The organism is Nocardia sp. CA-135398, from assembly GCF_050955845.1.
Lineage (GTDB): Bacteria > Actinomycetota > Actinomycetes > Mycobacteriales > Mycobacteriaceae > Nocardia.
In genome coordinates, this window is the sequence record NZ_CP192084.1 from 1,994,972 (window position 1) to 2,019,783 (window position 24,812).

Below are 24,812 nucleotides of genomic sequence, written 5' to 3' on the forward strand. Positions count from 1 at the left end.
GGCTGCACCGGTCTGCGTCGTAGGGGTGCGTGATACGTATACCAGGACGGGCGGAATATGTTTCGCGACGAGGGGGTGACTTTGTCCGCCAAGGCATCTCGAGGCAGGTCGCTCGAGAGTTGTTGCCGCATGCGGGATATCGACCGAGAAGAAACCGGTCGGTCAGGAATTCGGCATTTCGCCTGGATAACACGCGGCCCGCGGTGCCGGAGCGGCGACCGCGGGCCGTGCACGCGCGCGAGGGGTCACATGGGACGCAGATTGATCACTTTGCGCAGCCGTGCGCGATCGCGCTCGAGCCGCCGCGCCTCGTACGCGATCGGGAAGTAGCGCACCCGTTCGGGCAGCAGCGGCACCATGCGTGCGATCAACCAGCCCAATGCCTTCAGCTTGCGCTCATCGGAGTCCGACCATGTCAGTCCGAGCTTGCGCCTGGCCGCCTCGGGGGTGGTGCCGACGGTGACGAAATACTGCAGCCGACCGACCGGCGCGACCATGCGCTTCCAGGCCGGACGCAATGCGCGCGGCAATTGCGCGGGCGGCGCGATCGATCGGATCACCCGCAGGTAGTCGTGCGCGGTACCGGTGTCCTGCAGATGGTTCTCCACCATATCGGTGAAGAACCTCTCGAATTCGGTGTAGTTCGCCGGAATCTCCTTGGGCGGCACCAGGAAATTGCGCATGAGCTGCACCGTCTCCTGGTAGTACGCCTCCTTCTCGGCCGACGTGAGCGGGCGGCGGGCGAAGTATTCGGCGTTCTCGGTGAAGGCGAAGGTGCCGGTGTGCAACACCCAGGCCCACGGCCCGGAGGCCAGCGCCTTGTGCCGGACACCGTCGGGGGTGGTGGTGTTGAGCGAAGCGTGCATCTTGCGCAGGCGATCGGCTTCGGCGATCGCCTCGTCGCCGCCGTAGACCCACATCATCACCGAACCGATGCTGCGCACGGCGCGTCCGAGTGGGTCGGTGCGGAAGGTCGAGTGTTCATCGACCACGGCGGCGATGGTCGGCTCCATGGTCTGCAGCAGGAAGGCCGAACCGGCGGTGAGGGAGAAGGTGATCAAACCGGTCTCGTCCCACATTCGAGTACCCGGAGCGAACGGGCTGCGCTCCGGTGCGGTCCGCGAATCGGCATCGAGTGCGGCGGCGGTCATTGTGATCTCCTTTGATCAACCATCCAAGAGCTTGAGAGACTTAGTGTAACAATCTCTCATGAACTTGGCTTGTCGAGCGCTCGCCCTGCGCCGATCAACTCTGGGCAACCGCTGACGCGTCCCCCTAGGCTGAATCGATGTGACGACCGACTGGCGCAAACGGGACGGGCGGATCGGGGTGCTCACCGGTGCGGGCATCTCCACCGATTCCGGCATTCCCGACTTCCGTGGCCCCCGCGGCGTGTGGACGAAAGACCCCATCGCCGAACTGTTGTCGACCTATGACGCCTACCTCGCCGATCCGGAGCTGCGTCAACGCTCCTGGCTGGCCCGCCGCGACAATCCGGCCTGGCAGGCCCAACCCAATGCCGCGCACACCGCACTGGCCGATCTCGAGCGGGCCGGACGTACCATCACGATCATCACCCAGAACATCGACCGGCTGCACCAGCGCGCCGGATCCTCACCCGGTCGGGTGATCGAAATCCACGGCAATATGTTCGAGGTCGTCTGTGTCGGTTGCGAATACCAGACGAGCATGGCCGCCACCCTGGCTCGCGTGGCGGCGGGCGAGGCCGATCCGCCGTGTCCGGCCTGCGGCGGCATCCTGAAATCCGCGACCATCATGTTCGGCCAGCAGATGGATCGCCGAACCATGACCAAGGCCGCGCTGACCGCCGAGGCCAGCGATATCTTCCTGGCCGTGGGCTCGTCGCTGCAGGTCGAGCCCGCCGCATCGATGTGCGCCATCGCGGTCGACAGCGGCGCGGATCTGGTCATCGTCAATGCCGAACCGACGCCTTACGACAGCATCGCCACGGAGGTCATCCGCGAACCCATCGGCACCGCCCTCCCACGCCTGGTCGCCGAGATACTGGCGAGTTGACTGCGCCACTCCGCCAATGGAGCGAGTCTTACGAGCGACCCGTTCGCGGCCTGTCTCGTGTCCGATTCGTCGAAGCGCGTGTCGCAGGCTCGGGCTCGACCACCGGCATGCGTGTATCAAGTGCCGAACATCTCGCCATGGGCGGCCTCGGCGGAGCGAGTCTTACGAGCGACCGTTCGCGGCCCGTCTCGTGTCCGATTCGTCGAAGCGCGTGCTGCAGGCTCGGGCTCGACCACCGGCATGCGTGCATCAAGTGCCGAACATCTCGCCATCAGCAACCCCAACGGAGCGAGTCTTACGAGCGACCGTTCGCGGCCCGTCTCGTGTCCGAGTCGTCGAAGCGCATGCGACGTAGTCGCGAGTCTCGACGGCTCGGACGCGAGACACCAGGGGGCCGCGAACACGCCGCGCCGCAGGCGCGGCAAATCAGACACAGCCCAGTACCCGCTCGACGTAGTCGTTGGCGAAGCGGCCCTTGGGGTCGAAGCGGCGGCGCACCTCGGTGAAATGATCCCAATCCGGGTAGCGCGGCCGCAGTGTCTCGGCGGTCTGGAAGTGGCGTTTACCCCAGTGCGGGCGGCCGTTGTATTTGTCGAATATCGCTTCGCAGGCGCGGAAATACGGCTCGAAGTCCATGCCGCGGTACTGGTGCACGGCGATGTAGCAGGTGTCGCGCCCACTCGCGGGAGACAGGTATGCGTCGTCCGGGGCGACCCAGCGCACCTCGATCGGCATCGGCGTATCGAAGCACGTCGCGAGTTCCTTGATCTCGCGAATGGCGGCGACGGAATGTTCGCGCGGGATGGCGTATTCCATCTCGGTGAAGCGAATCAGTCGGGGCGAGGCGAATACTCGATACGAGCGGTCGACCTGGCGGCGGTAGCTACCCGCGTACGCCGCGCCGCGATGGATCCACGGCACCAGCCGGGGCTGGCGCTTGCCGAGTCGGCACAGTGCGTCGAAGGCGTAGTTGGACATCAGGATGTCGGCGAACCAGTCGGCGGCCCTGCCGCGCGGCTGTTCCGGCAGGTCGACCGGGTTATTGCGCTTGGTCATGGCCAGCGGGCTGTGCCCGAACATATAGAACTCGAAATGCTGGTTGCCGTCGACATAGGAGTCCAGATCCGCGAGGACCTCCTCGACCGGCACCGGGCGCTCGACCCCCTCCAGCACGAACGACGGCACCAACTGCAGGGTGACCGCGCTGACCACGCCGAGCGCCCCGACGCTGACCCGCGCCGCGCGCCAGCCCTCCGGATCGGACTCCTCGTTCAACTCGACCCGGCTGCCGTCGGCGAGCACCAATTCGATGGATTGCAGTGCGGCCGAGAGGTTTTGCAGCGTCGCGCCGGTGCCGTGGGTGGCGGTGGCGGTCGCGCCCGCGATGGTCTGCACGTCGATATCGCCGAGATTGGGAAAGGCAAGGCCGAGCGGATGCAGCGCATTGCTCGCGGCATTGAGGGTGATGCCCGCCTCGACTCGAACGCGGCCGGTTTCCCGGTCCACCTCGAGGATGCGGTTCAGCTTCGCGAGATCGAGCAGAATGCCGTCGGTCAGCACGGCATCGGTGAACGAATGACCCGCGCCGGCGACGCGTACAGTCTGGCCGGTGGTGGCGGCGCGGCCGATGAGCTCGGCCAATTCTTCGGTATTGCGCGGGGTGGCGATGGCGGCTGGCGTGCACTGCTGATCCCCGGCCCAGTTCCCCCACGAGTTGGTCATGCGTCCAACTGTAAGGGCTGGCTCAGATGAGCGCTAGATGTGTCCGGCTTTTTGCGCTAACGCCTGCGGCCCGCACAGGCGAACGACTTGGCCTGTTCGACTTCCTCGTCCGTCAAGGGGGGTGCTGGTAGCGGGCGGCGCGGCGTCTCATCGCTGCGAACGCCGTTGAGCGCGATGGCCATATAGCGTTGCCAGGCATTCGGATTGACCGGCTTGGAGAACTCGGCGAGCGCGTCGACCATATGGATCAGCGCGAAGAAGTCCGTGGGCTCGATATCGGGTTGCAGTGCACCGGCTTCGCGCGCGCGGTCGATGACCGCGGCGACGGTCGGCTTGATCCGATCGCGCAACTGGGCGAAGCGCTCGAGATCCTCCTCGAGTTCGAGCATGACCTCGCTGAAGCCGCGATTGGTAGCCAGATGGGTGCAGGCGTATTCGAAGAACTGGACAAGCCCCAGCCATGGGTCGGGATGCTTGGCCGCGGTCTCCGCGGCGACGGCGAACTCGCCGACATTCTGTTCGAAGACCTCGGCGATCAGTTCCTTCTTGTTGGCGAAGCGTCGGTAGACGGTGCCGACGCCGACCCCGGCGCGTTCGGCCACGTCATCGAGGGTGATCTCCAAGCCGTGATCGGCGAAGAGCTGGCGGGCTGCCTCGACGATGCGCTGCTGATTGCGTGCAGCGTCGGCGCGTAGACGCCGAGGTGGAGGCACGGTAGTGGCGGGATTCACAGGCACATCCTAGCAATAAGCGGGATTAAGTGGAGGAGTTGTCTCCGTTATTGTGTTAGCTTACTGGATAAGCGGAGGAACAGCCTCCGGATCAAGCCTCGAGACAAAGGGGACACATGACTACCACGTTGGACCGTGGGGCACCCGCCCCCGAGAAAACCGACTCGGGCCGCCGCGGCTCACACGCCCTGCGCTGGTGGGTGCTCGCCGTACTCGGCGTGGCTCAGCTCATGGTTGTGCTCGACGCGACCGTTGTGAATATCGCGCTGCCCGCAGCGCAACAGGACCTCGGTTTCAGCGATGGCGATCGGCAGTGGGTCGTCACCGGCTACGCCCTGGCCTTCGGCAGCCTATTGCTGCTCGGTGGCCGACTCAGTGACCTGTTCGGCCGACGTAACACCTTCATTATCGGCCTGATCGGATTCGCCGGCGCCTCCGCGGTCGGCGGCGCTGCCACCAGCTTCGAAATGCTGGTCGCGGCCCGGGTCGGACAGGGTGTGTTCGGCGCGCTGCTCGCACCCGCCGCGCTGTCGCTGCTGACGGTCACCTTCACCGAACCGGGTGAACGGGCCAAGGCCTTCGGCATCTTCGGTGCGGTCGCCGGTGCCGGTGGCGCCATCGGTCTGCTGCTCGGCGGCATGCTCACCGAATGGGCCTCTTGGCGCTGGGTGATGTTCGTGAATCTCGGTTTCGCCGCGGTCGCGCTGATCGGCGCGGTGCTGCTGCTGGCCAAGCACGTGGTGACCGAGCGGCCGAAGCTCGATATGCCCGGCACTGTCGTGGTGACGGCCGCGCTGTTCGGCATCGTCTACGGTTTCTCGCACGCCGAATCGACCAGCTGGGGTAACCCGGTCACGCTCGGTTTCCTGATTGGTGGCGCGGCACTGCTCGCGGTGTTCGTGGCGATCGAGACCCGGGTCGCGAATCCGCTGTTGCCGCTGCGTATCGTGCTGGACCGGACCCGCGGCGGTTCGTTCCTGACGGTGTTCGTCATGGGCATCGGAATGTTCGCGATCTTCTTGTTCCTGACCTACTACATGCAGCTGAGCATGGGCTACTCGCCGATCAAGACCGGTCTGGCGTTCCTGCCGATGGTGGCGGGCATGGTCGCCTCCTCGACCACGGTGCCCTCGCTGCTGCTGCCGAAGGTCGGCCAGAAGATGGTGGTCGCCGGTGGCTTCCTGGTCGCCGCGCTCGGCATGGCATGGCTGACCCAGATCAGCTTGGACAGCAGCTATGTCACGAATATCCTGCCCGCCCTGGTCCTGATGGGCCTCGGTCTCGGTGGCGCGATGTCGACCGCCTTCCAGGGCGCGACGGCCGGTGTGCACCACGAGGATGCCGGTGTCGCCTCGGCGATGATCAACACCAGCCAGCAGGTCGGCGGCTCGATCGGCACAGCGCTGCTGAGCACCATCGCCGCCTCGGCCGCGACGGACTACCTGTCGTCGCATACGCCGGGTCCGCTGGCCGTGGCACAGGCCCAGATCGAGAGCTACACGACCAGCTTCTGGTGGGCCACCGCGATTTTCGTGGCCGGTGCGGTGATCACCGGATTCCTGATGCCGAATACGGTTCCAGCTCCCTCAGAGGGTGAACCGGTAATCGTGCACTGAGTTGTTGGCCGCGCCTGCGGCGCGGCGTGTTCGCGGCCCCCGGATGTCTCGCGTCCGACCATTTCGAGCGACCTGCAAGCAGTCGCTAGCGGTGCCGTCGAGACTCGCGACTACGTCTCATGCGCTTCGACGACTCGGACGCGAGACGGGCCGCGAACGGTCGCTCGTAAGACTCGCTCCGCCGGGGCCGCCAATGGCGGGATGTTGGGCACTTGATGCACGCATGCCGGTGGTCGAGTCCCGAGCCTGCGACACGCGCTTCGACGACTCGGACACGAGACGGGCCGCGAACGGGTCGCTCGTAAGACTCGCTCCGTTGTGTCTGGTGAGAGGGTTCTCGCACGGTCTGTCCGAATGCACCGCGCTCGCGTTGTTCTCGACGCGGGCGCGGTGTTGTGTCAGCAGTTGCTCGGGGCAGGGAGTCCCGCGAACCGGTCGGACAGATAGCTGAATGCCCGTGGTGTACCGGCGAATATCGCCGAACCGTGGTCGGTTCCCGGGATCAGGTCGAACAGCACCGGCGTGCCCGCCGCGCAGTAGCGGCCCATCACCTCGCGGGCCAGCCAAGGGTCCACCGGGTCGTTTGTGCCGTTCCATGCGTACACCGGAACGCGTGGTACGCCGGGATAGGTCTCCAGGCTGTTCTCGTGCAGGATCCGGATCGTGTCGGGGTCGGCGTCGAACATCGAACCGTTGAAGACGTCGTCGAAGCTCTTATCCGCGCCCGCCGCAATGATTTCGGGGGCGCAGGCATTGGCGACCTGGTTGCGCAGTGCCCAACCCGCGGGATTGAGGATCCGCTCCATCGGCAGCTGGGCCGGATATTCACGCTCCAGCCCGACCGCGGCCGCGAAACCCAGGCCGAACAGTGGGCTCGGCCGGACGCCGACATCACGGGCCAGCTTGCCGATATTCACCGGAACGCCGCCCTGCGCGACCCCGACGATCGGCAGCTCCGGCGCATACTCCGGTGCCATTGCCGCAGCGAATCCGGTCGCCATACCGCCGCCCGAATATCCGGCCATGCCGACCGGACTACCCGCGAGATCCGCTGGCGCGAAACGCTTTACCGCGCGAACTCCGTCCAGGGTCAGCCGACCGCCGAGCCGGGCCGCGCCATAGGCGCTGGTCGGTCCGAGATGGTCGGGAATCGCGACCGCCCAGCCGCGGGCCAGCAGCAGATTGAGCGCGGGCGCTTCCTGCATCGCGCCGTTGAAGATGGTGTGCGATGGCGCGCACTGCATGCCGAGCGAGTTGACGAACGGCTGATACGAGACCAGCGGCCGGTTGAGTCCGCCGCCCGCGGGTACCAGCAGGGTGGTCACGGCCGCGATGGGACCGCCCGCCGAATCGGTCGACCGGTACAGCAACTGCCACGCTGTCGCGCCAGGAAAGCCCGCCGCGGCCACCGGCCGACTGCGGATCACATCACCGGACTGGAAATTGCCCACATCCGGTGGCGCCCAATAGAAACCGTCCGGCTCCGGAATCGGATAGAGCGCCTGCGCCAGGGCGGGCGGTGCGTAGCCGAGCCCGGCCAGCGCGACCGTCAATGCCGCGATGCCGAGTCGCCGGACCGAAGGTCCCCAAATGCCGCGAATCGATCTGCCGAACAGTTGCTGGCGCCCGCTATTCGCCGCATTCCGAGGCGTTTCGGGTATCGCCGATCGTGCCGCCATCATCGCTCCCGACCTGTGTCCGTAGGGGTAGGTGGGAACTTCGGCCAAACCTTCGTGGCATTCGTACGTTCTCGGTGTCGCCATGTCGACGAACGGCACCGTTCATGGCGCGTGCCGTCGTACCGGATGTTCGGCTCGACCGAGCCGACCGTAGCATTGCGCCGGTGACATTCGGCTCGGCAGGAGGTCAGCGCATGGGTCAGCGGGCCCGCACCCCTGCCGTCGAGCCGTCTGTGCTGGTGGTGATCTCGCTCGGCGGTGGCCTCGGTGCGCTGGCGCGCTACGGCATCGGCGTGTGCTGGCCCGCGCAACCGCATCAGGTCCCCTGGGCGACCTTCACGATCAATGTGGTGGGATGCTTTGCGATCGGAATTCTGATGGTTCTGATCACCGAGGTGTGGGTAGCCCACAGACTGCTCCGCCCGTTTCTCGGTATCGGCGTGCTCGGCGGCTTCACCACTTTTTCCACCTACAGCCTCGAGGTTCGTAGACTGCTCGAATCGAGTGCGGCGGTCGAGGCGCTCGGCTATCTCGGGGGGACAGTGGTGGCGGGCCTGGGGGCGGTTGTGCTCGGCATGTTTTCGGCACGGTGGGCTACTGGTACGGCACGGCGGACGAGTTGAATAGTGGAGAGCGCGACGGAAGGGGGTCAGGCGATGAAAGATTCACCGACGGGCAGTGGTCCGGCGGCGGGACAGTGGCAGTCGGCGGCGCGGCTGACGGTGCTGCTCGACGAGGACGACAAGTGGCGGCACGGGCCCCTGTACCACGAGATCGTGCGGCGCGCCCGCGACACCGGACTGGCCGGCGCCAGCGTGTGGCGCGGCGTGGAGGGTTACGGCTCGTCCTCGCGCATCCACACCAGCCGGATCCTCGATCTGGCCGAACACCTACCCGTACTGGTGATGATCATCGACCAGGCCGAGCGGTTACGCGCCTTCGTCGAACAGAATTCCGAGGTGCTCGTCAGGGTGAACGTCGCATTGTCCGAGGTCGAGATCTGGCAGCCGAGTCTGGGGGTCGCCCGATGATGGTGGTGCTCGTCCTGGTCGGTGGCATGGTCGGCGCGCCTGCGCGATACCTCATCGACCGTGCGGTGGCCGCGCGATTCGAATCTCTGCTGCCGCTGGGCACATTGACCGTTAACATTGTCGGTTCGGCGTTGCTGGGTGGACTGGTCGGCGCCGGCACGAACAATTGGTTGTTGGCTGCCGCGGGAACAGGTTTCTGCGGTGCGCTGACCACATTCAGCACCTTCGGCTACGAGACGATCAGACTCGCCGCCGAGGGCGCCTACGCCTATGCGGTGGGCAATGTGGTGCTCAGCGTCGTGACCAGCTTGACCGCGGTGTACCTCGCCGCGGCCACGACCCAGTGGTTGTGGACATGATTTTGATGACGAGCCGGGCGCAGCCGACATGGAAGGGAGACCCGAGCATGGCCCATGATCGAGCCGGGCGACCCGCGCGCCCCACCGACCTGGAGGACATCGCGCGTCTGGTGACGGCCTACTACAGCCGCATCCCGGATCCGGCCGAGCCCGGGCAGCAGGTGGCCTTCGGCACCTCGGGGCATCGGGGCTCCAGTCTGGACACCGCGTTCAACGAGGCGCATATCCTGGCCATCACCCAGTCGATCGTGGAATACCGTGCCACGCGCGGGATTACCGGTCCGGTCTATCTGGCCCGCGATACCCACGCCTTGTCCGAGCCCGCGTGGACCACCGCGCTCGAGGTGCTGGCCGCCAATGATGTGACGACGATGATCGACGCCCGCGATCGCTACACCCCGACGCCCGCGCTGAGTCATGCGGTGTTGCGGCACAACCGCGGTGGGGCCAAGCATCAGGCCGATGGCATCGTGGTCACGCCGTCGCACAATCCGCCGCGCGACGGCGGCTTCAAATACAACCCGCCGCACGGCGGTCCGGCCGATACCAAGGCCACCGACGCCATCGCCAACCGCGCCAACGAGCTGTTGCGCAGCGGACTGGCCGGGGTGCGGCGGACCACGCTGCGGCATGCGCTGGAGAACTGCGTCGAACGCTACGACTACCTCGACCACTACATCGCGGATCTGCCGAATGTGTTGAACCTGGACGCCATTCGCGGTGCCGGGATCCGGCTCGGCGCCGATCCGATGGGTGGGGCCAGTGTCGACTACTGGGAGGAGATCGGCCAGCGCTATGACCTCGAACTCGAGGTCGTCAATCCGTTCGTCGATCCGACCTGGCGGTTCATGACGCTGGATTCCGACGGCAAGATCCGGATGGATCCGTCCTCGCGCTATGCGATGGCCTCGCTGATCGCGATCAAGGACGACTACGACATCTCCACCGGCAACGATGCCGACGCGGACCGGCACGGCATCGTCACACCCGATGGCGGACTGATGAATCCGAACCACTTCCTCGCGGTCGCCATCGAATATCTGGTCGCGAATCGGATGGGTTGGGATGCGCTCACCAAGATCGGCAAGACGGCGGTGAGCTCGTCGATGATCGACCGGGTGGTCAGCGTGCTCGGGCGCGATGTGTACGAGGTGCCGGTCGGCTTCAAATTCTTTGTGCCCGGATTGTTCAGCGGCAGTCTGGCTTTCGGCGGTGAGGAAAGCGCGGGCGCATCGTTCCTGCGGATGGACGGCACCGTGTGGACCACCGATAAGGACGGCATCCTGCTCGCCCTGCTGGCCACCGAGATCGCCGCCGTCACCGGCCAGAGTCCGTCCGCGCGCTATGTCGAACTCGAGAAGCGCTACGGCAGTCCGGCCTATGCCCGCATCGACGCCGCCGCGACCCCGGAACAGAAAGCACTGCTCGGGAAGTTGACACCGGACATGATCACCACAAAGGAGATCGCCGGTGAGCCGATCACCGCGGTCCTCACCCGCGCCCGCGGCAACGGCGCCCCACTCGGCGGCCTGAAGGTCACCACCGAAAACGCCTGGTTCGCCGCCCGCCCCTCCGGCACCGAAGACAAGTACAAGATCTACGCGGAGTCCTTCCAGGGCCCCGAACACCTGACCCAGGTCCAAGCGGCCGCGGAAGAAGTGGTGGGGCAGGCGCTGTCCGGTGAGTGATAGATCGACTGAGGGGTCGCTGGGTTCGAGAGCCTCTGCGGCATCGGGGGCAGCGGATTCGGCAGTGCCAGTTGGGTTGGCGAAGGCGTCGGGGACGCCAGCGGCTTCGAGTGGGGCGGGATCGCTCGGTTCCGGGGCTTCGGCTGAGTCAGCAGGTGTTTTGGGGGCGGCGGTGCCGGTGGGAACGGCGCAGGCGTTGGAGGCGGCGGGCCAGGGCGGGGCTGGGGCGATGGTGGTGGTGTCCAGGGCGTTGCCGGTTGAGATCTGGGTGTTGGTCGGGGCTTCGTTTGTTATCGCCGTCGGGTTCGGTCTGGTGGCGCCGGTTTTGCCGCAATTTGCGCGGGGGTTCGGGGTCGGGGTCGCCGCGGCTTCGGCGATTGTCAGTGCGTTTGCGTTGATGCGGTTGCTGTTCGCGCCGGTCAGCGGGCGATTGGTGCAGCGACTGGGGGAGCGGTCGGTGTATCTCGGGGGTTTGTTGATTGTCGCGGTGTCGACCGGGGCCAGTGCGTTTGCCCAGAGTTATTGGCAGCTGCTGGTTTTGCGGTCGGCGGGCGGGGTCGGGTCGACCATGTTCACGGTGTCGTCGCTGGCGCTGGTGATCCGGATGTCGCCGCCCGCGCAGCGCGGGCGGGTGTCCGGACTGTGGTCGACGAGTTTTCTGATCGGGTCGGTGAGCGGACCGCTGGTCGGCGGCGCGCTCGCCGGGCTCGGGTTGCGGGCGCCGTTCCTGATCTACGCGGCGGCGCTGCTGCTCGCTACCGCGGTGGTCTACGTGAACTTGCGGCATTCGACGTTGGCGGCGCCGGAACCGGTCGGCGGGCTGCGCCTGATGTCGTTCCGGGAGGGATTGGCACGGTCGGAGTATCGGGCGGTCCTGCTGTCCAATTTCGCCAATGGCGCGGCGGTATTCGGCGTGCGGATGGCACTCGTGCCCCTGCTGGTTGTCGAAGTGCTGCATCAGAAACCGGGCATGGCCGGTGTCACCCTGACGGTGTTCGCCGCGGGCAATGTGGCGGTGCTGTTCGCATCCGGCAGACTCTCGGACCGTTTCGGGCGCAAGCCCTTCCTGATCATCGGATCGCTGATCTGTGCGGCCGGTACCGCCGGACTCGGTCTCGCATCGAACCTGCCATGGCTGCTGGCGACCTCATTCGTGGCCGGACTCGGCTCGGGCATGTTCACCCCCGCCCAACAGGCGGCGGTAGCGGATGTCATCGGACCGAATGCCCGCGGCGGCCCGGTCCTGGCCGGGTTCCAAATGGCCGCCGACCTCGGCACCGTCATCGGCCCCGTCGCGGTAGGGGCCGTGGCCCAAAACTTCTCCTACGGCCTCGCCCTCGCCCTGACCGGCGCACTACTCGCCATCGCAGCCGCCATCTGGACACTCGTCCCAGAACCACTACAGCGACGACCTGCGAAATCGAAAGTGGAAGCCGTCCCGGAATCCCCACCTGATTACACCTACGGCCCCGAAGCCCCCGACCGCCTCGTCGACACCCCCGACCCCCAAGGCAACAACTACGCCTCACACTGATCTGGACGTCTGATCACCATGTATCCCTGGAGGCGCTGTCGACGTTTGCCTGCAGGGATACATGGTGATCAACAGTCCAGAACCCACCCCGTGCACCGGGTGGGGCTCGGTTGGGGCAGAGTGGTCGGGGTGAGCGATTCGGGATCGAAATACACGCCGCGGCCGATGTCCAGTGCGACCACATATGCGCTGGGTGGGGTGGCGCTCGCGCTCATCGTGTTGATCGTGATCCTGGCGTTCCGGTGGGGGCGTGACGACGCCACGATCCGCAATGACGGATACGGTTCGGTGCACAGCGCGGACGTGCATGCGGTCCTGGACCAGAACAACGGCACCATTCTCCTCGGCCGCCCCGACGCGGCGAAGACCATCGATGTGTACGAAGATCCGCTGTGCCCGTCCTGCGGTGCGCTGGAACGGCTCTACGGTCAGGAGATCGCGCAGCAGATGGATGCGGGCAAGCTCGCCGTCCGCTACCACCTCGTGACCTTCCTCGACCCGAAGTCGAAGAGCAAGGACTATTCGACCCGTGCGGTCGCCGCGAACGAGTGTGTCGCAGATACCGGTTCGGGTCCGGTGTATTCGAAATTCCACGCGCTGCTGTTCACCTCGAAACAGCCGAAGGAAGGCGGTGCGGATCTCAGCAATGACGATCTCGCGAATGTCGCGAAAGAATCGGGCGCCGCGCTGGAGGCGGTGCAGTGCATCAGCTCCGGCGCGAAACTCGACGCGGCGAAGATCCACGCCCAAATGGCACGCGCCGCGCTGACCGATGCCAATGGCGAGGTCGCCACGCCCGCCGTCTTCGACGGCAAGACCAAGGTCGACGTGAACAACCACGAATGGGTCCTCGACCTGACCAAGTGATCGTGCCGGGCGGCGGCACCGCCCGGCACGACGCACCTATCCGGCGGGTTCCGGCTCCGGCTCACCCTTCGCGATCTCGGCCAATTCGCGCTCGACGAGTTCGTCGTGTGCCTTGGCCTCCGCGGCCGCCTTCTTCGGGCTCCAGTGTCCGGCCATCAGGAAGACGAACGGCAGGAAGACGACCTGCGCGGCCAGGCAAATCCACCACCAGCGTTCCCATTGCTCGGGGGAATCGGCTTGCGCCTGCTGCACTTCCTTGGCGTGCGCGGCCAGATAGGCCTGATCATCGGCCGGGATGGTGCCGACAGATTGCAACCGCGTAGTCGCCTGCGCCAGTTTGGGCCCGACGGTCGCCGCCACCGCCAGGTCGGCGGCGGGAATCTGCTGAACGGCTTGCAGACGTGCGATCGCCTGATCCACCGGAATGCCGAACTTCTTGGCGACCTGTCCGACCGCCGCCAGTCCCGCGTTCGCATCGGCTGGATTCGTGGTCAGCGTGGCCAGTGTCGCCGAATCGATGGCCTGCAGCGTGGCCAACTCCTGCGGGTAGCGGGTGTTGAGACCGACGGTGGTCTGGATGTCGGCGGGTGACGCGCCGGTCAGTTTGGTCAGCGCGGTGACCTGTGCGGCCTGATCACTGGGGTTCTGCTGCAGTGCCGCAAGGGTTTCCGTGCCGACCGTTTGGATGGTCGCGAGTTGCTGGGCGTATTTGTGCGCGATCTCCGACAGCCTCGGTCCGTAATTGACCAGCGGACCGGCCGCGTTCACCACGATCAGCAATCCGAACAGCACCACCGTGACGACGCTGCGCAGCGTGCCGCCCCACACCGCGAGACCCACCGCGGTCGCGGCCGGATTACGGGCCTCGACCGTTTCGGTGAAGCTGGCCATCCAGGTGGAGTAGGCAATGCCGGTGCCGACCGCGATGACCACGAAAACCATTGCGAACGAGTAGTAATCGGTATCGGGCTGATCGGTATAGCCGATGAACAGGTACATGCCGACGATGCTGATGAGCGCGCCGACAATCATGAACGGCTTGCGCACCTTGAGTTTGTCCGACACGATCCCGGCCAGTACCAGGGCGACCGCATTGGCGGCCCAGTACCAGTTGCCGAGCGCATTGGCCTTGGCCGGACTGAAGCCGAAGTTCGTCGCCATATACACCGGCAGGAACGACACGATGGTGTAGAAGAAGGCGAGGAACAGGCTGATCGCCAACGCCGAGCCGATGATGTTGGGGCGCAACATCTGTCGCCACACACCCTGCTCGAGTTCCTTGACGTCCAGACCGCGGGCGCGGGCCTCGATCAACGCACGGTCGCGCAATGTCACCATGATCTGGTCGCGCAGTTGCGGACTGAGCTCGCGTAATCCGATCACCGCGACCACCGCGATGACGAGGCTGATTACACCGCAGAGCCGGTAGTGGTACTGCCAGTCGGGATGCGCGTCGAGCGTATGGGTGGAGATCTGTGTGGTGACCAGGGCGCCGATGACCGGTCCCAGTGTCCAGAAGCCCATTGCCGATGCCCGGTCCAGCTGCGGGGAGAAGTCGCGAATCAGTGCAGGTGTGGCCACCAGCACCGCACCCTCGACAATGCTGACCAGGCAGTACACGAACAGGTACTGCTCCTTGGTGGTCGTCGCGGGCACCGCGAACAGGGTCAGCAGCGAGCAGATCACCACGCCGTAGGCGACGATATTCGCCCGCCCCCATCGATCCAGCACGCCCGCGAGCACCGAGGCTACCGCGCCGAAGGCGGCGCCGATGATGAAGATCCAGACGAAGTAGGCGAAGGACAGGTCGAAGTAGCCGATGAGTTCGTTGCCCACGGCTCCGGTGACGAACAATTGGTAGTAGAGCGCGATCGAGGCGATGACCACGACGGCCAGGTACCAGGAGCGGGCGGGTGTATCGGGATAGTGCGGTAGCTTGCGTTGCCACAGCCCCGTGAGCAGGGTCGGCGGATCTGCGGTCTGGGTCGAGCTCATGGTCGAGATGCCTTTCTAGCCACGGCATTTCGTAAAGGACCTGACCCATGTGTGGATCAGGACGAGTTGCCGGGTGGACACAGGGTAGTGAGATGGATCACTGCCCGCAGGTGTTTCGGACCATGAGAACGCTCGATTTGCGCAATTGGAATAAACGGTACCGATGAGTGGGACTATTGGTTGACGCCACAAGCATCTCGAGGTGGGATGGGAATTGTGAATTCGGCCGCCGCGGAGGGGGTTTCGATTTCGATGCGGGGTAGGTGTTCGGCGGAATTCAGCGGCGGTTGCTCACCGGGTTGCCGGAAATGATTGCAGCACTGGCGATTGCGTCGATCGCACTGACGACAACGGGGTCCGTGCCATCAGGCACGGACCCCGTCAGGTCTATCCGGGCTTACAGGTAAGAGCCGCACACGGGCCAAGCGCCCGGGCCCTGGGTGGCGAGCACGTTCTCCGCGACGCGGATCTGCTCCTCGCGGCTGGCGTTGCTCGGGCTGCCCGAGCCGCCGTTGGCCGCCCAGGTGCTCTGCGTGAACTGCAGACCGCCGGCGAAGCCGTTACCGGTGTTGATGCCCCAGTTGCCACCACTCTCGCACTGGGCGACAGCGTCCCAGTTGTGGCCGGAGGCCGATGCGGTGGCGGTGGACAGGCCGAACGGAACGGCGGCGATGGCACCGGCGACGGCGGCGATTCCAAGGGCACGGGTGAACTTGCGGTTCTGAGTCATATGGATTCCTGGCTGCGCCCGCTCGGCATCGGCGGACTTCCGCCGTGTCCCTGCCCCCAGCGATATCGGGGACCCTCGAAACCGCGGGGCAGGGTTACCGGCGTTCAGCGATTCGAGTTCGAGCCCGTCGCGTTGATCCGGGCTGCTGACGACGCTAGCGAAGAATTCGCGACAGATCACGTTGAGATAACGTCCGAATTGCCTCGACCTCAACTGCGGAATAGCGATATCCGCCCAGTTCGAATGCGTAAAAATGTATATATACGACCGTTCGTGATAGTTACGTTATGTGTTCGGTATCACTACGAAATAGTGACCTGGATCGCGTTTGAACGCCGAATCCTGGGGTGTATGTCCGATTTCGCGGCCTGTCCGGCTCGATGCTGATGATGAAGTTGTCACCTGCTGGGGTATTTGTGAATGGCGCTCGGCTCGGTGCGAGGTTCAACAAATCGAGTTTTGCGGCATATGGGTGTTTTGTGACGCTTGATCCGGGGTGCGAGCTACCTCGCCGACGTGCGTGCGTGGCGGACGCAGGTCGCTGGGTGGACTCTGATGCCCGGCGACGCCGACAGCGCACAGCTCTTGCCGACCACGTGCAATCGGACACGCTGCTTCGTGGGATGGCGATGTGGCATCGCGAGCGACGATGTAGGGGCCGAGCGGCGATATGGGTTGCGAACAGTGACTGGGAGACACTTCCGTGCGCGGTCGCTTGCACCGTCAACGAAGCCCCGGGGCGTGGGCCTGCGGTTCGACTGGCTCGGCATGGCTCGATTGCGTCCGGCGGCCGTGAAAGCCGCTCGAAATGGCGCGGGCGTCGGAGCGGCCTTGATGGATGGCTCGGAGTGGGCGCGGCATCGGAGTCTCCGTGCGAGCTGCTTCGAGTGGATCCGGCATCCGGACAACCCTGCTAGCCGCTCGGTACGGATCGGTACCGGACAGTCTTGCTTGCCGCTCGCAACGGATCGGTACCCGGCGGTCCCTGCTTGCCGCTCGCAACGGATCGGTACCCGGCGGTCCCTGCTAGCCGCTCGCAACGGATCGGTACCCGGCGGTCCCTGCTTGCCGCTCGCAACGGATCGGTACCCGGCGGTCCCTGCTAGCCGCTCGCAACGGATCGGTACCCGGCGGTCCCTGCTAGCCGCTCGCAACGGATCGGCGCCCGACAGTCCCTGCTAGCCGCTTGACGGATCGGTACCTGGTAGCCGCTTGGTGCGGATCGGTACCCGTCCCTGCCAGCCGCCGGAGCGGAATGGCGGGGACTCTCGGGCAGCCCGGCGACTCGCTCAGGGCGGAATGGTCCGGTCAGTGGCCGCGGAACTGGGCTGGCTGGGGATGGTCGTCGGGGATCTCGTCTTCGGGGCGGATTCGCCGTAGCTGGCCGTGGATGACTATGTAACCGTCGAGGGGGTAGGCGATGTCTTCGGCGGGTGGTCGGTCGGTGGGGCGGATGGGGATTGCGGGAGGGGATTCGGAGTGGGGATGGCCGGTGTAGGGGGTGACGGGGGCGTCGGTGTCGGTGCGCGGAAATAGGTATCGCGCGCCCTCGCGGATCGTGGTGTGGATATCGCCGGTCGGTGCGGTCCATTGGAGACGATCCGGATCGGCGCGCCAGATGCGCCAGGGCAGTCTTTTGTTGTCCGCCAACGTTTTCAGACGATGGTGCCGGGTGCAGAGTGTGGCCAGATCGGCGCGGATGGTGTGTCCGCCGCGGTCGGGATGCTGGTGGTCGAGGCGGTGATTGTGGTCGAGCTCGGATTCGGCGGCGGGCATGACGCATCCGGGAAAGCGGCACATGCCGTCGACCGCGCGCACCTCGCGCTCCAGGCGATGCGATGGCTGGCACCGCAGCGCCGCTGCGTCATCGTCGGCGTTCGCCCGTTCCGGAATGACCTGGAAGCGTGCGTGTTCGGCCAGAATTCGGGCCAGTGCCGCATCGATCGGCCCGTACCCGGCCAGAAAGGCTGGATCCTCCTGAATTCCGAGCAGCGTGTCCGCGGGAATTCCGATCTGGATCAAGGGCTTGCGCGGTTGTTCGGTCGGCATACCGAACTTCGGACAACGTTCACCGCGTCCGCACTGGCATTTCAGCCGCCCGGAACCATCCGCCAGCGCCACCAGCGCGTCCGCCCGCCGCTGCGGCATAGGCCGCGGATCCGATGCGCACACCTGCATACTCATCTCGCGCAGCCGCATCGCCACTGTCTGCGCACCCGGCGCGGGGAGTAACCCGTCGAATACGGCCATGCTGTCCTGCACGGCTCGCAGCCGAACGTCGCGCTCGTCCTGCCGCAACTCCCGCCGCCGCTGTGTGCCGCCGGGATCCAATCGCGCCGCCCACCGCCGGGCCGCCTGCCGCAGCCGAACCGGATTGTTCCGTGCCGCCGCATCGAGCAGTCGCGGTTCCAACGCGTCCAACACCTCCCTGGCCACCGCCCGGGTGTTGTCCACGATCACTCGCACCTTGGCCAGGTCGATCCGGCCCGCCGCGAACGCCGCCCGCGTTCGCGGCAACGAATCCTCCAGTGCCAGACCGATATCGATCAACGCCCCCGCCGTCCCCTCATCGACCTGCAGTGCCACCGCGGCCTCACTGGCGGCGAACTCCCCGGCCCGAACCCCACCCGGCCCCGGCTCCGCACTCTCGGCGCGATGTCGTCGATACAACTCGCGCACCGCGAACACCTCGGCCGCCTGCGCCGCCGCGGCCCGCCCGTGCGCCGCCCGCAAGGCCTCGATCAACCCCTCGTCGGTCATGGCCCCGAAGTCCAAGGATGCGAGCTCATCGCTATCGAACATGTGTTCGAGTCTACGGTCGAACGATCCCCTCCGCCACCCCTGAATCAAGGCGATTTGGTTGCCGACACGCCAGTGGTGTAACTTCGTTCAGGCAGTCAGGGAAACCCGACGGCAACCCATTCGGGGCTATGGCGCAGCTGGTAGCGCACCACACTGGCAGTGTGGGGGTCAGGGGTTCGAGTCCCCTTAGCTCCACTTGAAATAGCAGGTCAGGACCGGTATTGCACCGGGCCTGACCTGTTTCATTTGAACCAACCCCACGTTTACCCCACGTTTTGGCCCGCCTTTCGCTGAAGCGGTGCGGCGTCCGACACGGGTGTCGGTGTTCAGATCGAGGGGGTGAGTGGATGCAGCCCTGGGCGTCGCCCGATTCATGTCTTACGGCGGAGCCTCTCATGCTATTCGGCGGAAGCATTCGGCGTCGGAGGTGTAGAGGCCAGCATTTGGAGGGCTCCTTCGTACCAGGCGTGTACTGCCAACCATGTGTACGGTGGCTGACCTTCCTCGTCTTCCAGTTCCTTCGCCTTGCGGACCAGGTATTCCAACATCGGGTTGCCCCGATCCGGAAATGGGTAGGAGAAGGCGTCGTCGGGCTCCGCGATGCTGGCGGCTCTGTAGTCTCTGTGCCCGTTCGCGATGATTCGGGTCGACTGACGAGTGACGTACTCGGTTGGGATGACTGCTGGTCCTTCTGGATCCATTTGATGCCCCAGGTTGTTTCGGCCTCGAATTATTGATCTGAGCAGTCTGCCACGCGATCGCCTGCACTTGGGACGTCCGCTCGGCTGCTCGCTCACCGAGGCGGGTGCGCCGTGGGTTCATCTCGGTAGGGGGTATCGACCAGTACGCCAACCTGCTGCAACACCGAAAACTGCTGGTCATCGGCAAATAGCGCGTGACGGTTCTGGTCCGGTTGCCGCACGTTCGTGCCCCGGCGGGGCCCTATAAGGATGGGGCCGGTTCTGATCGGCGGTTTCCTGGGGGCACGCTGTTAATTCAAGAAAACTTCGCGCACCTGGGATGAGGGATCGTTCTGCCCAAGAGTGGGACCTAGCGGGAATCACGAGACATCACGAACTCCTGAGTGGCGTCAGGGGTTCGAGTCCCCATAGCTCCACTCATTTACGGAGGTCAGGGCCTTTATTTGTATGTTTCACGGCTCAGTGTGCCAACGGGCGGGAGAGTCGCGCCTAGGTGGCCCTGCATCTCGGATAACCGCAATCCAGGGTGCCGATCGCACATCGGTCGGGTGGCGCGCCATCGTCCACTCGGGCAGCGGTGCACGGCGGCTGGACAGCCGCGAACGTGATCGAGGAGGCCGGAGCTGAGCCATGCCCCGTCGAGCAGCCGAGCATGACGGCGGTCTCGGTGCCTGCGTTCGGTGACTACCGGTGGGTGTGCTGCCCGGACCTCAGGTGGCGCCCGATTCGCGTGCGGCGGCGCTTGCCAGGGGTGCGAATACGTACTGGCACTGCGCGATACGGTCGGGGGGTGAGCGCAGGGGAAGGTTCGGTATGAATGGTGATGGTGGGGCGGCGGCGTACGAGCGTGCTTAGGCGTTGACGCGTGCGGACCGTGCGGCGGAGGCGGAGCCGGAATATAGGGTGGCGGCGTCGGCGGGGCATGTCGGTGCGATGCGGACGTTGGGCTTGTGGGCTGTCGAACGTGACGATGAGTCCACCGCCGAGACGTGGTGGGTGTAGGCGGCCGCGGCTGGGGATGCGAAAGCGATGTACAACCTCGGGTTTCTGAAATCCGAGCAGCGGCAGCTCGCTGAATCGGAACGCTGGTATCGGGCTGCGGCGGGGGCTGGGGAGGCTGACGCGGCATTCAATCTGGCGTTGCGGCTGGTCGAGCGAGGGGATAGAGAGGAGGCAGTCGAGTTCTATGCGCAGGCCGCCGAGGCGGGGGATACGAAGGCGATGAGCAACCTCGGCAACCTGCTGTCGGAGCTGGGACAGGATGAGGAGGCCGAGCGGTGGTTGCGGGTGGGCGTCGACGCTGGTTCCGGTGCGGCGATGGCCAACCTCGGCTCGTTGTACTTCCGGCGCGAGCGGGTCGCGGAGTACGAAAAGTGGTGGCGTCGTGGGGCCGCGGCGGGCGATGTCACCTCCATGTACAACTTGGCGGTGGTCCTCGAGGTACGGGACCGAGACGAGGCGGCGGAGTTCTTTCGCGCCGCCGCCGCGGCCGGCCACCCGTATGCCGAGGAAAAACTGCAGGGGCTGCTGACCGGCTGGACACGCAGCGGCGCGCCGTACATCGCCGGGATCTTCTGACCCGCCGGAACCGGTGCCTGCCGGGTCGACTCGAGGTGGCCGATCTTGTCGTCGACGTTCGCGACTGGTGCCGGTCAGGTCGATTCGTGGACCGGACGATCAGGCCCGGATACAGGCTGCGCGCGACCCCGCCGTCCATGCCTCCTCGACAACCCGGGCGCGGTGGCTGTGCTGCTGGAGGGACTCCGAACGGGCGATCAGGTCCGGGATACTGCTTGCCAGGGACCCGGCCATCCACGTCGACCTCAGCGACGCGGGCAGAGTGGCAGAGCTATTGTGGGAAGGCCTCGAACCGAGGATCTCCGTGGGTGCCTTCGTCCTTGACGATTGGGAGACCAGCCTGCCGGACCTCGTGCGAGCAGTACCGAGAGCTGTTGTCTGCGAACAGGATCCGGGGCTCGGACTGGAGCGTTCAGCAGCCGGTCTGCGATTTTCGGGTTTGACCGCCAATCCACGCCGCGATCGAGGATGCGATTTCAGCAAGTGTGGTCGGTGCTCGTCGGCGAACCTGCAGCAGGAACGATGGTGCCGTTGGGTTGGCGGTAGGGCTGGATCGAGTGGTGGGTCAGCTCGAGCAACTCCTCGATGCGGATACCGGTGTGGCGCAACACCTCGATCATCGCCCAGGACCAGAACGCTTCGTGCTCAGCCGATTCCGGATGCATGATCGCGCCGTCGTCGCCCTGCAGCCGCGGGCGACTGCTGGAGCCGTAACCGGTCCTCGGCCGACTGTAGGTGCGCCCGTTGACCTCGAACTGTTGTCCGGGTGCGCTGGCGCGGGCCAGGCGCAGTAGTTCTGTTGCGGCGTCGTAATGTTGGCGGACGCTGCGCACCAGTGTCGGCAATAGGGGCGCGAGTTCGCGGATGCGGGCATGGATCCGCGCGGTCTGCGCGCGGCGTTCCCGCGGTAGGACGCGGGCGTCTTGGCGGGTCACTGCTGGCGTGTACCGGTGCGCGCGAACCGGATCCGGTCGGCCTGGTTACGCAGTGCCGCCGCGATGTAGGCGTCCGGGTGTGTGACCGTGGGCAGCCGAATATAGGCCATCGAACAGGTTCAGTTTTCCGCCTGCTACTCCGCGAATCGGGGCACGCTGTCGAGCAGATGCCGGGTGTAGGGGTGGGTGGGATTGCTGTACAGGGTTGCGGCCGGGCCTGATTCGACGAGTTCGCCGTGGCGCAGCACCGCTACCGAGTCGCTGACATGTCGGACCACCGCCAGGTCGTGGGAGATGAACACCATGGTCAGCGCGAGGCGTTGACGCAAGTCCAAAAGGAGGTTGAGGACCTCGGCCTGGACCGAGCAGTCGAGGGCGGAGGTGATCTCGTCGGCGACGATCACCTCCGGTTCGACCGCGAGCGCGCGTGCGATGGCGATGCGCTGGCGCTGGCCGCCGGAGAATTCGTGCGGATAGCGCCAGGCCGCGGCTGGATCCAGGGATACCGTCTCGAGCGAGCGCGCGATGGCGGCAAAGTGGCGTCCGGCGTCGGCCCCGCCCGGATCGATGGCTTCGGCGATGGCCCGGCCTATGGTCAGTCGTGGGTTCAGCGACGAGTAGGGGTCCTGGGATACCAGTTGTACTCGCCGCACCGCTGCCCGGCGCCGTGCGCCGGCGAGATCTTGGCCGTCCAGCAGGATTCGTCCGGCGCTGGGGCGCAGCAGGCCCACCACTGCCTTGCCGATAGTGGATTTACCCGAGCCGGATTCGCCTACCAGGCCGAGGGTTCGGCCGCGCGGAACCCGCAGCGACACCGATCGGACCACGGTGCGGGCACGTCGGCCCGAGCCGTAGATCAGTGTCAGGTCCTCGACGGTGAGCCCATCGGTCGCGGTGCCGCCCGGGGTGGTGTCATCATCGGCCATGGTGCCTGAACCTTTCTCAATGGCTATCTCATTCGTCACGGTGCCGAAACCGCCTGTGCTGCATGGCGTTCGGTCGCGCCACCGACGTTGACGACGTGGCATGCGACGCCGTTCACCTCGGGTGGGACCTCGGTCGCGCAGCGCGGCACCGCGATCGGGCAGCGGGGCGCGAAGGCACAGCCCGCTCCACGCTCGTCCGGTGCGGGCGGGCGGCCGGGAATGGTGGGGAGCCGCTCCTGCGCGCACATGCCGTTCAGGGTGGGGCTCGCGGCCAGCAGAGCGCGGGTGTAGGGGTGCTTGGCGCGGCCCGCGCGCAGATCGGCGGCCGTCAGCGTCTCGGCGACGCGTCCGGCGTACATGACCACCACGCGGTCGCACAGGGTGCCGATCACGCCGATATCGTGCGAGATGAACAGCATTCCTGTTCCGCGCCGATTGATGTCGCGCAGCAGGTCCAATACCTCGGCCTGCACGGTCACGTCGAGTGCTGTGGTGGCCTCGTCGGCGATGATCAGTTTCGGCTCCGGCAGCACCGCCGCGGCGATCATGGCGCGCTGGCGCATACCGCCGGACAGTTCGTGCGGATACTGCCGCAGCACGTGCTCCGGGTCCCTGATGCGCACCCGGCGCAGCGCCTCGATCGCCTTGGCGGTGGCGGCGGCGCGGGTCAGGCGCTGGTGCACTCGGGGGACCTCGGTGAGCTGGCCGCCGATGCGCAGCGCCGGATTGAACGAGGCCGAAGGGTCCTGGTAGACCATGCCGATCTCGGTCGCCAGCCGTTTCGGATCCGGTTGCGGGCCGAGCAGGTCCAGGCCGTCGAGATCGAGACAGCCCGCGTCCGAGCGCAATTCGTCTGGCAGCAGGCGTGTCACCGCCATGGCGGTCAGTGACTTGCCGGAGCCGGATTCGCCGACCAGGCCCACGATCTCGCCCAGCCGGACCTGGAAGCACACGGAATCGACCAGCCGCACACCGTTGGACAGCTCGACAGTCAGTCCGGTCACGCTGAGCAGCGCGCCGGGTGCGCGCGGTTCGGGACGCATCGCGGGCGCGGCCGGTGTCCCCTCCGACCGCGACCCGCGACGCTCTCTGGGATCCAGGGTGGCGGCCAGGCCATCGCCGATGAGGGAGGCGAACATGCCGGTCACCGTGATCGCCACCGCCGGTCCCAGGGCTTCTGCGGGATTGGTGTAGAGGGAGCGCAGGCCGCTGTTGAGCAGTGCGCCCCAGTCGAATCGGGGATCGTGAACCCCCAGGCCGAGGAACGACAACGCGGACAGTGCGACCAGCACGCTCGCGAACGCGGAGGACAACAGCACCAGCAGCGGCCCGGAGATGGCGGGCAGCAGGTGGCGCGTCATCACTCGGAACGGCGGTACGCCCAGAAGTCTTGCGGCCGAGACGAAGTCGCGGCCGGCGACCGCCCCGGCCAGGGTGGTGGTGAGCCGCGCGAAGCCCGGGGCCCCGCCCAGCACGATCGCGATGACCGAGGCGGTGGTACCGGCGCCCAGGATGGTGGCCACTACCAGGCCCAGGATCAGGGTGGGCGCGGTGACCATGAGATCGATGAAGCGCAAACCGAATTCGCGTACCCGCGGCCCCGACACCCATACCACCGTGCCGAGGGTGATGCCCAGCAGCGCCGCCAACACGGTCGCGATGGTGGTCAGTAGCAGGGTGAGCCGGGTGGCGACCAGGGTGCGCGCCCAGACATCACGCCCGAGGGCGTCAGTGCCCAGCCAGTGTTCGGAGCTCATGCCCCCGCGCATCGATCCCGACATCGCAGTCGCGGAGTGCTGCAGCAGCAGCGGTGCGATGAAGGCTAGGAGCACCATCACGGTCATCCCGATCGCACCCAACCACAGTGAGGGGTGCACACGG

Annotated in this window: 19 protein-coding genes and 1 tRNA gene; 10 read left to right on the plus strand and 10 right to left on the minus strand. The window is 66.1% G+C overall.

The features are described 5' to 3' along the window. Positions 1–245: 245 nt before the first annotated feature. Positions 246–1,151 carry an oxygenase MpaB family protein gene (locus ACQP1T_RS08970; RefSeq protein ID WP_433759475.1) on the minus strand — a complete coding sequence of 302 codons (906 nt, stop codon included), beginning with the start codon at positions 1,149–1,151 and terminating at the stop codon, positions 246–248. Positions 1,152–1,290: 139 nt separating this feature from the next. Between ACQP1T_RS08970 and ACQP1T_RS08975 the strand changes: the two genes are divergently transcribed. Continuing rightward, positions 1,291–2,037: an SIR2 family NAD-dependent protein deacylase gene (locus ACQP1T_RS08975; protein WP_433759476.1), complete on the plus strand. Its 747-nt coding sequence runs from the start codon at positions 1,291–1,293 to the stop codon at positions 2,035–2,037. A gap of 426 nt (positions 2,038–2,463) precedes the next feature. On the opposite strand, the gene ACQP1T_RS08980 is transcribed toward ACQP1T_RS08975, so the two are convergent. Next, positions 2,464–3,759: a D-arabinono-1,4-lactone oxidase gene (locus tag ACQP1T_RS08980; RefSeq protein ID WP_433759477.1), complete on the minus strand. Its 1,296-nt coding sequence runs from the start codon at positions 3,757–3,759 to the stop codon at positions 2,464–2,466. 56 nt (positions 3,760–3,815) lie between these two features. Then, entirely contained in the window at positions 3,816–4,490 is a 675-nt protein-coding gene (locus ACQP1T_RS08985) for a TetR/AcrR family transcriptional regulator (protein WP_433759478.1), read from the minus strand. Between the two features lie 116 nt (positions 4,491–4,606). Here ACQP1T_RS08985 and ACQP1T_RS08990 point away from each other — a divergent pair, with 116 nt between their 5' ends. Continuing rightward, entirely contained in the window at positions 4,607–6,106 is a 1,500-nt protein-coding gene (locus ACQP1T_RS08990) for an MFS transporter (RefSeq protein ID WP_433759479.1), read from the plus strand. 398 nt (positions 6,107–6,504) lie between these two features. Here ACQP1T_RS08990 and ACQP1T_RS08995 read toward each other — a convergent pair whose 3' ends face one another. After that, positions 6,505–7,722 carry a lipase family protein gene (locus ACQP1T_RS08995; protein ID WP_433762105.1) on the minus strand — a complete coding sequence of 406 codons (1,218 nt, stop codon included), beginning with the start codon at positions 7,720–7,722 and terminating at the stop codon, positions 6,505–6,507. Positions 7,723–7,949: 227 nt separating this feature from the next. On the opposite strand from ACQP1T_RS08995, the gene crcB (ACQP1T_RS09000) reads away from it, so the two are divergent. The 6 genes from crcB (ACQP1T_RS09000) to ACQP1T_RS09025 all read left to right on the plus strand — a co-directional run bounded on the left by crcB (ACQP1T_RS09000) (position 7,950) and on the right by ACQP1T_RS09025 (position 13,264). Further along, positions 7,950–8,408 (plus strand): fluoride efflux transporter CrcB, encoded by a 459-nt coding sequence (crcB, locus tag ACQP1T_RS09000; RefSeq protein ID WP_433759480.1) that lies wholly within the window; start codon positions 7,950–7,952, stop codon positions 8,406–8,408. 33 nt (positions 8,409–8,441) lie between these two features. Further along, a complete protein-coding gene (locus ACQP1T_RS09005; RefSeq protein ID WP_433759481.1) occupies positions 8,442–8,816 on the plus strand; it encodes a DUF190 domain-containing protein in 375 nt (124 codons plus the stop codon). Next, positions 8,813–9,175, plus strand: coding sequence for a fluoride efflux transporter CrcB (gene crcB, locus ACQP1T_RS09010; protein ID WP_433759482.1), 363 nt, complete (start codon positions 8,813–8,815; stop codon positions 9,173–9,175). The genes ACQP1T_RS09005 and crcB (ACQP1T_RS09010) overlap by 4 nt, the downstream gene beginning before the upstream one ends. A gap of 47 nt (positions 9,176–9,222) precedes the next feature. Further along, positions 9,223–10,863 (plus strand): phosphoglucomutase (alpha-D-glucose-1,6-bisphosphate-dependent), encoded by a 1,641-nt coding sequence (gene pgm, locus ACQP1T_RS09015; protein WP_433759483.1) that lies wholly within the window; start codon positions 9,223–9,225, stop codon positions 10,861–10,863. A gap of 229 nt (positions 10,864–11,092) precedes the next feature. After that, entirely contained in the window at positions 11,093–12,397 is a 1,305-nt protein-coding gene (locus ACQP1T_RS09020; protein WP_433762107.1) for an MFS transporter, read from the plus strand. Positions 12,398–12,526: 129 nt separating this feature from the next. Next, positions 12,527–13,264: a DsbA family protein gene (locus ACQP1T_RS09025; protein WP_433759484.1), complete on the plus strand. Its 738-nt coding sequence runs from the start codon at positions 12,527–12,529 to the stop codon at positions 13,262–13,264. A gap of 36 nt (positions 13,265–13,300) precedes the next feature. Here the strand turns inward: ACQP1T_RS09025 and ACQP1T_RS09030 are convergent, their stop codons facing one another. The 3 genes from ACQP1T_RS09030 to ACQP1T_RS09040 all read right to left on the minus strand — a co-directional run bounded on the left by ACQP1T_RS09030 (position 13,301) and on the right by ACQP1T_RS09040 (position 18,791). Beyond that, positions 13,301–15,259 (minus strand): MFS transporter, encoded by a 1,959-nt coding sequence (locus tag ACQP1T_RS09030; protein ID WP_433759485.1) that lies wholly within the window; start codon positions 15,257–15,259, stop codon positions 13,301–13,303. 397 nt (positions 15,260–15,656) lie between these two features. Beyond that, positions 15,657–15,989, minus strand: a complete 333-nt coding sequence (locus ACQP1T_RS09035; protein WP_433759486.1) for a transglycosylase family protein — start codon at positions 15,987–15,989, stop codon at positions 15,657–15,659. A 1,308-nt stretch (positions 15,990–17,297) separates the two neighbouring features. Further along, positions 17,298–18,791 (minus strand): DUF222 domain-containing protein, encoded by a 1,494-nt coding sequence (locus tag ACQP1T_RS09040; protein ID WP_433759487.1) that lies wholly within the window; start codon positions 18,789–18,791, stop codon positions 17,298–17,300. A gap of 122 nt (positions 18,792–18,913) precedes the next feature. Between ACQP1T_RS09040 and ACQP1T_RS09045 the strand changes: the two genes are divergently transcribed. Continuing rightward, positions 18,914–18,986 (plus strand) — tRNA-Ala (locus tag ACQP1T_RS09045). Positions 18,987–20,521: 1,535 nt separating this feature from the next. Continuing rightward, positions 20,522–21,070: a tetratricopeptide repeat protein gene (locus ACQP1T_RS09050; RefSeq protein WP_433759488.1), complete on the plus strand. Its 549-nt coding sequence runs from the start codon at positions 20,522–20,524 to the stop codon at positions 21,068–21,070. Between the two features lie 476 nt (positions 21,071–21,546). Here ACQP1T_RS09050 and ACQP1T_RS09055 read toward each other — a convergent pair whose 3' ends face one another. The 3 genes from ACQP1T_RS09055 to ACQP1T_RS09065 all read right to left on the minus strand — a co-directional run bounded on the left by ACQP1T_RS09055 (position 21,547) and on the right by ACQP1T_RS09065 (position 24,808). Then, entirely contained in the window at positions 21,547–22,005 is a 459-nt protein-coding gene (locus tag ACQP1T_RS09055; protein WP_433759489.1) for a hypothetical protein, read from the minus strand. Between the two features lie 134 nt (positions 22,006–22,139). After that, the gene (locus ACQP1T_RS09060) at positions 22,140–22,931 is read right to left on the minus strand and encodes an ATP-binding cassette domain-containing protein (RefSeq protein WP_433759490.1); all 792 of its coding nucleotides are present in this window, start codon (positions 22,929–22,931) and stop codon (positions 22,140–22,142) included. 35 nt (positions 22,932–22,966) lie between these two features. Then, positions 22,967–24,808 carry a dipeptide/oligopeptide/nickel ABC transporter permease/ATP-binding protein gene (locus ACQP1T_RS09065; protein WP_433759491.1) on the minus strand — a complete coding sequence of 614 codons (1,842 nt, stop codon included), beginning with the start codon at positions 24,806–24,808 and terminating at the stop codon, positions 22,967–22,969. Positions 24,809–24,812 lie beyond the last annotated feature (4 nt).

Coding starts and splice junctions, on each gene's coding strand:
- ACQP1T_RS08970 (WP_433759475.1), bottom strand. CDS start 1,151: ATGACCGCCGCCGCACTCGATGCCGATTCGCGGACCGCACCGGAGCGC.
- ACQP1T_RS08980 (WP_433759477.1), bottom strand. CDS start 3,759: ATGACCAACTCGTGGGGGAACTGGGCCGGGGATCAGCAGTGCACGCCA.
- ACQP1T_RS08990 (WP_433759479.1), top strand. CDS start 4,607: ATGACTACCACGTTGGACCGTGGGGCACCCGCCCCCGAGAAAACCGAC.
- ACQP1T_RS09005 (WP_433759481.1), top strand. CDS start 8,442: ATGAAAGATTCACCGACGGGCAGTGGTCCGGCGGCGGGACAGTGGCAG.
- crcB (WP_433759482.1), top strand. CDS start 8,813: ATGATGGTGGTGCTCGTCCTGGTCGGTGGCATGGTCGGCGCGCCTGCG.
- pgm (WP_433759483.1), top strand. CDS start 9,223: ATGGCCCATGATCGAGCCGGGCGACCCGCGCGCCCCACCGACCTGGAG.
- ACQP1T_RS09020 (WP_433762107.1), top strand. CDS start 11,093: ATGGTGGTGGTGTCCAGGGCGTTGCCGGTTGAGATCTGGGTGTTGGTC.
- ACQP1T_RS09030 (WP_433759485.1), bottom strand. CDS start 15,259: ATGAGCTCGACCCAGACCGCAGATCCGCCGACCCTGCTCACGGGGCTG.
- ACQP1T_RS09035 (WP_433759486.1), bottom strand. CDS start 15,989: ATGACTCAGAACCGCAAGTTCACCCGTGCCCTTGGAATCGCCGCCGTC.
- ACQP1T_RS09040 (WP_433759487.1), bottom strand. CDS start 18,791: ATGTTCGATAGCGATGAGCTCGCATCCTTGGACTTCGGGGCCATGACC.
- ACQP1T_RS09050 (WP_433759488.1), top strand. CDS start 20,522: ATGTACAACCTCGGGTTTCTGAAATCCGAGCAGCGGCAGCTCGCTGAA.
- ACQP1T_RS09060 (WP_433759490.1), bottom strand. CDS start 22,931: ATGGCCGATGATGACACCACCCCGGGCGGCACCGCGACCGATGGGCTC.